This is a genomic window from Neolewinella agarilytica (assembly GCF_900110645.1).
GTDB lineage: Bacteria > Bacteroidota > Bacteroidia > Chitinophagales > Saprospiraceae > Neolewinella > Neolewinella agarilytica.
The window spans coordinates 101,684-112,346 of sequence record NZ_FOFB01000012.1 but is presented as its reverse complement, the minus strand read 5'-3'; the positions used below and the strand labels follow the sequence as shown (position 1 = coordinate 112,346).

Sequence of the window (10,663 nt, the reverse complement as noted above, 5' to 3'; positions counted from 1 at the left end):
ACGATTCACTACCCGCCTCTTTAAATCTTTAAATAAAGAAAATTAAAACCAGACTTCTTTATTTCTTTAAACCCTTAAATAAAGTAGTAAAGACATAAATAAAGATTTAAAAACTTAACGCTTTATTTGCAGACATAAAGAAATAAGTCTTTCTTTGTGTAAAGACATCTTTACGTAAAGACGAAAAGAAGGCTTTAAATAATTATTTAAAGAAGTAAAGATTTAAAGCGACTGTGTTCAAACAAGGGCACAAATCTTTAAGTCTTCATTTAAAGATGTCTTTATGCGCTCTATTCCTCAGGGCGCCAACCGAATTGTCGCGGTCCGAGACATCGGATGAGCGGAGACACATCCGATGACCGGTCCTGAGCGACAATCTGGTTTGCGCCCATTCGTCAAGCCTTCCGTACATCTTTAAACACAGAAATCATTAACGACTTATGATCATATCATCGATAAACTATAAAGGCGGCGTTGGCAAGACGACGGTGGCACAGAACCTGGCCGTAGCGCTGGTGCTGGAAGGCTATAAAGTGTGCCTGATTGACGCGGACGACACGAAGGCGACGACGAGCTGGGCGGACAAGCGGGACGAGAACGGGGTGGAGCCTTCGATCCCGTGTGTGAGCCTGACGAATCCGAAGAGCTTTGCCAAACAGGTACGGGCGCAATACGAGGCGTATGACGTGCTGATTATTGATTGTCCGCCAGCCCTGAGCCCCCTGGCCGTGAAGGCGATGTACGCCAGTCATCTGCTGGTCATTCCGGTGAGTACGACGGGCGGTAGCGACGTGTGGGTCTCGGAGCAGCTGCTGGAGAAGTTTCAGGAGATCCGGGAGGCGAAGGAAGATGCGGGGGATGATCCGGTGCAGGCGCAGCTGCTGATCAATATGTACCGCAGCAACGTGACGCTGCACGAGCTGGCGGCCGGCATCGTGGAGCAGCTGGCGACCACTTATGATGTGGGCGTCTTTAAGGTCAAGCTGGGCAACCGGGTGGTGTACGGGGAAGCGAATGTATCCGGCATGGGGGTGCTGGAGTACGGGAGTGACCGGAAGGCTAAGGTGGAGATTGGTCGGTTGATGAAGGAGTTGGTGGGACTGGCTACTGGGAGTCAGTAGTCTGGTAGTTGGGTAGTCTTGTAGGGGTAGGAAACCTCTCCCCAACCCCTCTCCGGCAGGCCTCGCCTAAGGCTCGGCGGAGAGGGGCTTTTGAAAACGCTGGGCGTTTTTTAGCAGAGCTCCTGAGATGGGACGTAATTTGAGAAAAAAGTGTATATTTAAGGAAATAAAGATTTAAAGACGTAAAGAACGATAAAATGGCAAAGAAGAACTTATTGGCGGCGAATTTGAAGCGGCCGAGTCTGAAGCGGGAGATGAAGGTGACGGAGGAGACGATGGATGCGGTGGTGCAGAAGGTGGCGGACAATCCGCCGCCGGTGGTGGAGTCGGTCCCTGCTGCTTCAACGTCCACTGCCCCTGCGCCCGCGCCCAAGAAGCCCGCTGCGAAGCGGAAAGAAACCGCTGCCCCTCCGCAGCCTAAGAAGGGTAGGGGACGGCCCCGGAAGCCGGCGGGGGAAAAGGCGACGTCGCCCCGGTCGGTTCATCCGGCGGAAGGGACGAAGCGGCTGACGCTGGATATTCCGCAGTCGCTGCACAAGAAGCTGAAGCTGCTGGCGATCCATGAGGAGATCTCGATGAAGGATTATATTATTGGGGTGGTGGAGAGGAGTCTTCGGTAGTCTTGTAGTTGGGTAGTCTTGTAGGCTGCCGCGCGGGGATAGGTGTTGCTGAAGCTGCCGCGCGGGGATAGAGCACGCTGCTTCGCAGCTGGGGGGAAGTAGTGTAGTATTGTAGTCGGTAGTAATGTAGGGGCTGCCGTGAGGGGAGGAGTACGCTGCTTCGCAGCTGGAGGGAGTAATGTAGTCTTGTGGTTGGGTAGTCTTGTAGGCTGCCGCGCGGGGATAGAGCACGCTGCTTCGCAGCTGGGGGGAGTAATGTAGTCTTGTGGTTGGGTAGTCTTGTAGGCTACCGCACAGGGATAGGGTACGCTGCTGCGCAGCTGGAGGGATAAAAGAAGAGAATTACACTTAAAATAAGCCTCACAAAAGTTGATGCTTTTCATCAACTTTTGTATTTTGTGGTTGTAAAATTTGCGGATGCCGCTGAAGAAAATTAGTACTGGGGAGTCTCTTCCATCTATAATAAGCAGGGTGGTGAATGACGACTATGTTCTGATTGATAAATCGGGGGAATTTAGCTTTGATTGGACGGCAGAATCTGGGAACGAAGTTTTCAAGATTTACCTCAAAGACAAGCAGGAAAATATCCTTGGCCTGCTTTCGCTAATGGACTATCCTGAAGAGTACAGAATCCATCTTAATCTGATTGAAGTTGGTAAGTCTAACGTTGGCAAAAAGAAAACGATCGACAACATTGCAGGTTGTCTAATTGCCGTAGCCTGCAAGATTGCCTTTGACAGGGACTACTTTGGGTTTGTCTCGCTCAAGCCCAAAACCAAACTGATCAGTCTTTACCAGGAAGTGTATGGATTCAGGCAGTACGGCCGTTTGCTGGGTATCGAAGGTGAAGGTTCAAACCAATTGATCAAAAAATACCTACAGGATGAAGAAGAGTGAAAAAATGTATGCTAAGCTCAGTGCTCGCCTAACGGACGAGGAAATTGTTGATGGCTACCTCTTCAACGATGATGAGGTGAGTGCTGAAGAGCGCGAAGTTGACCATCAGGAATTTTTAGCTCTTCGGATGAAGCGGTTGTCAGAAATGACAGAAGGGGAGAAGCTCTTCGGAAGGTTGATGAAGCTGAAGTATCGGATGCAGGACTACTTCGAGACGAAGGAATTTGACCCCGCCTACTCGTTTGCTCGCTTGTTGAAAGGGTATTCTAGTATCATCAATCGTTCCAATAAAGAGTTCGCAAAAGACCTGGGTTTACACCACTCCAAGCTGAGCCGGCTCCTGAACGGAAAGGAAAAGCCAAACGTCGAACTGATGTACCGGCTGGACAAGCATAGCAACGGAGAACTTCCTGCTCACTACTGGTGGAGGCTATACGCTAAGGAGTTTGAACATACCATAATGAATGACCAGGAAAAGAGAGCTGAAGAATCGAAAAGGGTATCTAATGCTTTGCGGACGGGGTAGGGGGGAATGTAGTCTTGTAGTTGGATAGTCTTGTAGGCTGCCGCGCGGGATAGGTGTTGCTGAAGCTGCCGCAGGGGAGGAGCACGCTGCTTCGCAGCTGGAGGGAGTAATGTAGTCTTGTGGTTGGGTAGTCTTGTAGGCTGCCGCGCGGGGATAGAGCACGCTGCTTCGCAGCTGGGGGGAAGTAGTGTAGTATTGTAGTCGGTAGTATTGTAGTAGCTGCCGCGCAGCTGGAGGGAAGACTTGGTCTCCAGAATACTCATAGTTGGTTTTTCCAAAAGTCTCATAGGTGAGAGAATTGGAAAAGATCTGGAGCTGAGAAGGCGCAAATTTTGGGGAGGGGGGCCGCGGAATGGGGGAGGGGCAACACTTCAGGCCGCTTCTACCCCGGATCACAGCGGTAGCAGAACAAAAGAAATAAAAATAGAATCACCAACAAGAGTTGGTCTGTGTTTTGGTGCTTTTCTATTTTTTAATTCTTTTATCTGTTTTAGGCTCTTGCAACTAATTGATAGTCAGCTTATTACAAGTCAATCTATGAGTCTTTTGGAGGAATCTATGAGAATACTGGAACGAAGTGAGGAGAGATTTGGAGAAAGGTATGAGTCTTTTGGAATCTGTTATGATGAATTTGGAAGAGCTATGAGTGTTTTGGAAGGAGACCGTCAAAGAATGATTCCTTTCCCTCTTTTTATGAGAGAATTGGAGTGAAAAGATAGCGTTTACCCAGGCGCTGCCGGGGTGTTTTCCAAAAGGCTCATGTTTAAGGGAGACCTCTCTCCAGTCCCTCATCCGAAGGAGAGAGCCCCTTTCGGTAGTGATTTTGATTAAAGATCCGGGATTATGTGGGGAATGGAGTAAGTGATATTAGGTGTGGGGGGGGGGGGAGCTGTGCTCTGGTAAATATGAGAAATTTGGAGCTAGTAGCAGGCGTAAAGATGCTTTACCTCTAAATAAGGGCCTCGCGGATTATTATGAGAAAAATGGAAGAGGTAGTAGTAGGTGTTATGAGAAATTTGGAGTGCAAGCTTGTCCGGCTAGTATGAGATTTTTGGAGCAAGGCTTGAGGTGAAATATGAGAGATTTGGAGGAAGCAGGCGGGGCGTACTATGAGGTATTTGGACCATAATATGAGAGTTGTGGAAATTTTCTACTTGAAAAGCCTTACTTTGTGTTCTAATTCCCTCATATCAGTGGGATTGACTTTTCCAAAAGTCTCTTTGTTATGGCAACCAGGTCTAGGAAATCGAAGAAGAAAAAGAGTAATCAGATCGTACTGATTAAGAAGGCGAACAATTTGATTGAGTCGCGTTACAAGTTTGATATCTGGGAGACGCGGATCTTTTTGTCGGTGTTGTCGCAGATACGTCGGGACGACCAGGAGTTTCAGTCGTATCGTATTCGTTACCGGGACGTTATCAACGTATTTGGTTTGAAGTCGGGGGATTCTTATGCTTACCTGCGGGACGGTGCGAAGAGCCTGATGTCGAAGAAGTTTGTCTTGAACTATGAGGAAAAAGGAGTGGGTCGGGAGAAGCTGTACCATATTCTTCGTTCGGTGGACGTGATGCAGGACGGGGAAGAAGGGAAGTCTGGTGCGGAGAGTAATGAGTACGTTGACGTGGTGGTGGAGGACGTGATGCGTCCGTTGTTGCTTCAGCTGCAGAAGAACTTTACGGCCTATGATCTTCAGAACGTGGTGAAGCTGGGGGTGTACCCGATCCGGGTATATGAGTTGCTGAAGCAGTACCAGTCGATCGGCTCCCGGAAGATTCGGGTGGATGAGATGAAGATCATGTTTGAGGTGGAGGACAAGTACCGGCTGTTTGGTGATTTTAACCGGTGGGTGATTCGTCCGGCCATCAAGGAGATCAATAAGTATACGGACTTGTTGGTGACGGATACGGAGAAGATCAAAGAGGGTAGGCGAGTGGTGGCGATGAAATTCACCTTTCGGCTGAAGAATGAGATTGAGCTGGCGGAGATGCGGGGAGAAGATATCTCGCAGCTTAGTCTGGAGTTACCGGGCGCTGATCCGGTGAGTCAGGCGGTGGAGTCTGAAGAGGTCGTAGCGGAAACGGAAAAAGACCAATTGTTCAACTTGTTCCATCGGGACGTGATTGAGCGGTTCGGGGTGACGCCCTCGGTATTTATGCATTTGCTGGACAAGCACAGCCGGGCGGAGATCGAGCAGGCGATAGGAGTGACGAACCGGGCGAAGTATAATCAGCAGATCAAGAAGAGCGTAGCGGGCTTTTTTGTGAAAGCGGTTAAAGATGGCTTTACGGACGAGACGGAAGAGAAAGCCCGGAAAGAGCGCAGGAAGGAAGAGAAACTGGCCATAGCTGAAATCGAGGAACGTAAGAAACTGGCCATCAACGAGAAGATCAAAGAGCTAACGGCTAAAGACCCTAAAATTGCGGACAAGGCGGTGAAGAAGCTGCGGGCGGATGCGATTACGAGTATCTTCATCAAGACGAAAGAAGAAGCCCTGGGGCGGAAGCTAACGCTGGAAGACTTTCGTCAGGACCGCGCCCTGGTGGACGCGGTAAAGGCGAAGATTATGGAATTGGCGAAGGGGGAGTTTGCGGAGTTGTTGGCGGGGTTTGAGGAGGAGGTTACTGGGGTGAAGAAGGCTACTTATTCATGAAAAATGGTTAGCGATTGGTCACAAAATCCTAAGTAGTGCAGATTGTATAGTAAATTAAAGCGCTGTTGACTCTTTTATTGGTTAATAAAGAGTTAGCAGTAAACCCATTTAACTATACACTATGAAAAACGGATATTGGTTGTATGCCTGCCTTACATTGGTAATACTCACCGTAATTTTTACTACTGGCTGCCCCCCCAAAACTAAAGTATGTGAACCTTCAACGTTTTGTCCAAGGGAGGATGTTGGCAGGAAGGAACGAGAGCTTATCGTTCAACTAAACCCGTTTTACGAAGTTTGCGATATCATCTCTGAAAAGCGGGATAGTTTTCAAATTTGTACATTCCGAAAGGAAAATGATCAACTGGATAGCATACGCGTTAAGGTAAAGGAAGCCCCCCAAGGTATAAGATGCCTTCGTCGCTCTACTGTTTTCTATACAGGGAAAGATGCCTTTCTGGAACAACTTAATGATATTGCTTTCCAGTTCAACCCTACTGCTACGCCGAAGATCAATTCGTATAAAGTCATTAAGGATTGTAACTGTGAAGAACGATTAATATTGATCAGTATCAGTCTACCGCCTGATGTCGACATCAATAACGGTGTTGCCAAAGGAAGCTCCTCTACCGAAGAAAACAATGGCCCGATTGGGGCTATTGGCCACAATTATGAGATATACCGCCGTGAAGAAAACAACCTTGCGTTGGGGACTGTCCCGACAAACGCAGGAACTTGTACAACGGTAACCCCTTCGTCTGCTTCTTCACCGGAAAGACCAAAGGAGTTCGTAAATACACGAGATCCCGATCTGGATGAAGATTTTCCAAGAGATCTTCCTTGTGACACCCTTTTAATTCCAGTCCTTGAGCAAGAGGATTTGACGCCAGCGAGCCCCAGAATCGCTATAATTGATACGGGAGTTGATCCGTTGTACAAATACCTTAAAAATTCATCGACCCTTGTTGCGACGCATGTTTTTACTGATGAATTTACTGCTTGGCCCTTGAGCCAGAGCATTAATTCGTTCGATTATGGTAACTCTATTACGCTCAATGGAACGGACGATGATGGGAACTGCCTGGAGGATGATTTCTTCGGCTACGACTTTTTCCATGAAGACAATAATCCGTCTGACCTAAAAGGGCATGGCACCCACATTGCTTACACGGTCCTTTCGGCAAACAATATACCTGGGCTGAACGCAAAAATACTGCCACTCCAGTTTGGTGGTTATACTGGTTGGAGTAGTAACCCGGGGGTATTCAAATGCGATTTGTTTTCGGCTATTTGTAGCATCAGTTACGCCACGGCCGAGAAGGTCGATATCATCAATATGAGCTGGGGTTATTACTCAACAGATACCCATCAGGTATTGAGGAACGTCATCCAACGAGCGGCAGATGCTGACATTCTAATGATTGCCTCTATGGGAAATGATAGTGTCTCTGTAGATAGCTGTCTGCATTGGCCGTCTAATTTTAGCACGGTTACGGGGATTAAGGAAGCGTTTCTTTCAGTTGCTGCACTAGCAACGTTCACCAATAATGAACCGGTGGGAGACTTGAAGTTAGCGGGTTATTCAAACTACGGGACCTCCGCAGATCTTGCTGCTCCTGGATCGAATATTATGGGGGCTTTAGTGAGAACTGACCAAACCATCAGATTGAGCGGCACTTCTATGTCTGCTGCGGTGATGTCTCGGCAGGCAGCTATAAAAATGTATGCCGGAGGAGTTAAGCTGAGTGCAGAGGCGACAAAGGTCGCGTTACTCGCACAAACAGTTGCTGGAAATGATATGTGCGCGGGGGACTTCAGAATTTATGATTATACAGATGATACTACTCTTCTTTCTTCAATTGGTTATTAAAGCTAACGACATGGCAAACGTTCTAATCCGTATTTCCACGATCCTTTGTGTGTTGTTGACTGTAGCCGCGTGCCAAACAGAAGAGAAGGTAACCCAATCAAAGGTTACTTTATGTAAGTACGAAGAAGGACCTGTCCTCAAGCGGGCTTTGTCTTATAAGAATAAAAAAGAGAAAGCCAAGTTGTTAGCCCTGCGAGATTCGCTGTTTCGGGAGGAGAATGCACTGGCGGTAGAAAAAGCCTATCTGTCTTATCGGGTAGGGCAGCTATACGATGTTCCTGGAGGTAGAAGTCGTGCTATTCGTCAATATTCAGAAGCACTGGGTCAATTCCTTGCCGCTGATACAGTTGTTCTTGATCGTGTTATACAGATGTACTTTAACATCGCGAACAACTACTTTAAATTAGGAATACGAGACAGCTCCAACATATTCGCGAATAAGGGACTGGATTTTATTTACTCAAAAGAACTTTGCGATGGGGATGCAGCAAAGGCAGTATATCTATATCGTACGGTTGGTGTTAATTTAAGGGACGTAGGAGATTTCGCGGGTAGCTTTACCTTTTTTGAAAAGGGGGCTGAAATATGCCGAACAGATACTCCACGTGATAGGTATTGTGGCCAGTTGATGGACGGTTACGCCTACGCGTTATTAGAGCTTGATAGGCTTGAAGAATCGAAAAAAATAATTAAGGAGGGCGAGAGGTACATTGCTAATATTGACACAATGAATTATTGGGATTCGAAGGCCCTTGTTGATATCTATGAAACCTACTTTGCAATTGCGGATAAAGAAGGGGAGCTGAAAGGTGCAGAAGTAGAAGTCCGCAAAGGCTTGAGGCTTAATATAGTACTCGACTCACAGAGTCTTAGTACTGGCCATAGTTATAATAATCTCGGGCGAATCCTAATTAGGGGAGGGGAGTACAAAAAAGGAGAAGCTTACTTGCGTAAAGCGCTCAGCTTATACCGTCTAAACGAGCACTATACTGACCAAGGCACCTGCTACGAAAATTTTTCAAAGAGTTCCCTGTTTCAGGGAGACACCCTGGCGGCACTAGGCTACCTGGATTCTGCGGCGACGGCCTACCATGGTTTTCCTGAATCCCCCAGTTTAGCTTTCGCGTTGGATAAGCAGCAACTTAAAGATCCTATTTTTAGCCAGGCCGAACTTATGAGTACGCTGCACCTCAGCCGGCCGGATGCTTTTCCGCTGGAAAGCGTAATCGAAAGCGTAGCCAGAGTAGACAGCATCATTGGTTTTTTACGATATGGGGTACGTTCCGAGCTGTCTAAGCGGCAGGCAATTGCAGAGCTACGCGCCCTTTACGACGGGCTGATTAACTTTTCTTACCAGCAATGGCAGAAAACCGGGGATGAAAAATATCAGCAGTTGGGGATCAGCTATCTGGAGCGGGGGAAGGCCCAGATTCTTCAGGAGCGCCAGCGGAGGACATTGAATGAAGAAGACGGACAAAACACTGAGTCGTTGCAGGAAGTCAGGGACTTACGGGAGAATATTTATGCGTTAAAAGGGCGTCTACGGAAAACCAAAGACGTGAAAACCCGGCGTGAGATAGGGGAGAAAATCAATCGACAGGAGCTTCAGATGTACAAGAAGCAGGAAGAGATTTACCAATCGAAAACTTCGGTGTACGAATACGACGGGCAATTTATCGGGCTGGAAGGAATCAGTAAAACCCTGGAAGCCGATGAAATCGTGCTTGACTACTTCCTTGGCGATGAGACGGGCTACGTGGCCCTGGCGACGAAAGAGGGGGTTGAAATAAAACGCCTTCCTCTTCTTACCGATAGCCTGGTCGGTATGGTCAAACGCTTAGGGACGTGCCTGGCGGCACCGGGTGAGGGGCGTAAGTGGAGTAATGACCGGCCATGGCGGGAGGGAAAAGAGAAGGAACGGCTTAATCTTTCCTTCCGCTTGTATGAAAGCCTGGTGGCGTCTGTCCTGCCCAACCATTCAGATTATCAAAGGATTACCATAATCCCTGATGGTATATTGGCTTTCCTGCCCTTTGGCGCATTGCTCACGGAGGAAGTGCCAGCGGAGAGACCCGCAAGCGGAGACAAACTTCCCTACTTATTAGTGAGCCATACGGTTAACTATGAGTTCTCAGCGGGGATTTGGCGGGATCGCCTTGAATCGGCTTATACGGGAGGAACTAAAGCATTGGTAATCGCACCCGTTCAGGAAAAGGGCCGGAGCATCGAAATGGCACCCTCCGGAAAGGAAATCTCCCTGGCCGCTTTGGGCTACGTAGCGCAAGAAGTTGATGCCGTAGAAAAACATATCCGGAGCGATGTATGGCGTGGGCCGGAAGCCTGTGAGTTGGTCGAAAAAGCTGAATTCGGCAGCTATGGAGTAGTCCATTTTTCCGGCCACGGGGAGGTGTTTCCGGATAATATTTCCCAGTCCTTTTTGGTGCTTGATTTACCGGAAAAGGGAGTGTACTGCTTACTTCGTCTCCCTGATCTGGAAGCGAAAAAGCTGAACGTTGATTTACTGGTATTGAGTGCCTGTAGAACGGGGGAAGGAGAACTGGCACAAGAAGAAGGGGTTATCAGCCTGAGCCGGGCTGGAGCGATTGCGGGAGCCCGGTCGGTAGTTTCCTCCTTATGGGTCGCTAACCAGGCATCGAAGGCCGAGCTATTTGATCGGTTTTACGAGCAATTGGCCGCCGGAGACCGGCGAGATGAGGCTTTACGTGGTGCTAAACTTCACTTCCTGGGCTCAGGAGAAGGCTTCGAGCATCCTTACTACTGGGCGGCCTTCCTCAATACGGGTAGCAGCAAAGTACTGGAGGCTTCTTTTGTTCAGTAAGACCAGTTTAGTTTTTAAACACTTTAAGAGGCCCTTGGTGCGCTTCTCGGTTCGCCTCTCCTTCGTCGTGGCTCGCTCGAAGCTTACCCGGGCACCGGGCGTTTTGGGACTATTCATCCGCGCGCAACGCGCGGATGGCC

The 10,663-nt window shown here is 48.4% G+C and carries 8 protein-coding genes; all 8 read left to right on the top strand.

The annotated features are described in order from the left end of the window. Positions 1-440: 440 nt before the first annotated feature. Complete coding sequence (locus tag BM123_RS12125) at positions 441-1,121, top strand: AAA family ATPase (RefSeq protein WP_090168841.1); 681 nt, start codon at positions 441-443, stop codon at positions 1,119-1,121. A gap of 197 nt (positions 1,122-1,318) precedes the next feature. Beyond that, positions 1,319-1,741 carry a toxin-antitoxin system HicB family antitoxin gene (locus BM123_RS12120; protein WP_090168839.1) on the top strand — a complete coding sequence of 141 codons (423 nt, stop codon included), beginning with the start codon at positions 1,319-1,321 and terminating at the stop codon, positions 1,739-1,741. 417 nt (positions 1,742-2,158) lie between these two features. Next, on the top strand, positions 2,159-2,638 hold the full coding sequence (locus tag BM123_RS12115; RefSeq protein ID WP_090168837.1) for a hypothetical protein: 480 nt from the start codon (positions 2,159-2,161) through the stop codon (positions 2,636-2,638). Further along, positions 2,625-3,164, top strand: coding sequence for a helix-turn-helix domain-containing protein (locus BM123_RS12110; RefSeq protein WP_090168835.1), 540 nt, complete (start codon positions 2,625-2,627; stop codon positions 3,162-3,164). Before BM123_RS12115 ends, BM123_RS12110 begins: the two co-directional genes overlap by 14 nt. Before the next feature lie 243 nt (positions 3,165-3,407). Then, on the top strand, positions 3,408-3,875 hold the full coding sequence (locus tag BM123_RS23925) for a hypothetical protein (RefSeq protein WP_139211862.1): 468 nt from the start codon (positions 3,408-3,410) through the stop codon (positions 3,873-3,875). A 514-nt stretch (positions 3,876-4,389) separates the two neighbouring features. Further along, entirely contained in the window at positions 4,390-5,814 is a 1,425-nt protein-coding gene (locus BM123_RS12105) for a replication initiation protein (RefSeq protein ID WP_090168833.1), read from the top strand. Positions 5,815-5,935: 121 nt separating this feature from the next. Further along, positions 5,936-7,684 (top strand): S8 family serine peptidase, encoded by a 1,749-nt coding sequence (locus tag BM123_RS12100; protein ID WP_090168831.1) that lies wholly within the window; start codon positions 5,936-5,938, stop codon positions 7,682-7,684. 727 nt (positions 7,685-8,411) lie between these two features. Further along, positions 8,412-10,523 carry a CHAT domain-containing protein gene (locus BM123_RS12095; protein ID WP_175489350.1) on the top strand — a complete coding sequence of 704 codons (2,112 nt, stop codon included), beginning with the start codon at positions 8,412-8,414 and terminating at the stop codon, positions 10,521-10,523. Positions 10,524-10,663: the final 140 nt, after the last annotated feature.